General features: G+C 63.5%; 1 protein-coding gene. It reads right to left on the bottom strand.

Annotated elements, in window-relative coordinates; translation table 11 throughout:
* Window positions 1-513: transketolase C-terminal domain-containing protein (locus NKJ17_RS33970; RefSeq protein ID WP_352692079.1), on the bottom strand; the 513-nt coding region annotated here is incomplete at both ends.

Genomic DNA, 513 nt, shown 5'->3' with positions numbered 1-513 from the left:
CGAGCTCGGAAGTTGAGATCCCGTAGCGATCGTGAAGCGTCGGCAGCGCGCCAGCGTCGAGGAACTCGTCGGGCAGGGCGATCTGCCGAAAGACTGGGGCCACTCCCTCCCGCATCAGCAGCGCGGCGACACCTTCGCCCAGCCCACCGATGATGGTGTGGTTCTCGGTCACTATCATTAGCCGTCCCGGACGGCGCGCCGCGGCAAGTATCGTCTCCGTGTCCAGAGGCTTGATCGTCGGAACGTGCAGAACGGCGCAGCCGATCCTGTCGGCTTCAAGCGCCTTCGCCGCCTCCAGCGCGCGCATGGTCATCAGGCCGCTTGAAATGAACAGCACATCCTCACCCTCGCGCAACAGGCGTGCCTTGCCGATTTGGAATGTGTAATCGTACTCGTCGAGCACGACAGGGACCTTGCCGCGCAAAAGGCGCATGTAGACCGGCCCGTTGTAGTCCGCGATCGCCTCCGTGGCCTGTTCGATGTCGAGCGCGTCGCAAGGGTCGATGATCGTCA

This window comes from Mesorhizobium sp. M0208 (assembly GCF_040322015.1).
Classification (GTDB): domain Bacteria; phylum Pseudomonadota; class Alphaproteobacteria; order Rhizobiales; family Rhizobiaceae; genus Mesorhizobium.
The sequence above is the reverse complement of the archived record's forward strand: the minus strand, read 5'-3'. Positions and strand labels throughout refer to the sequence as shown.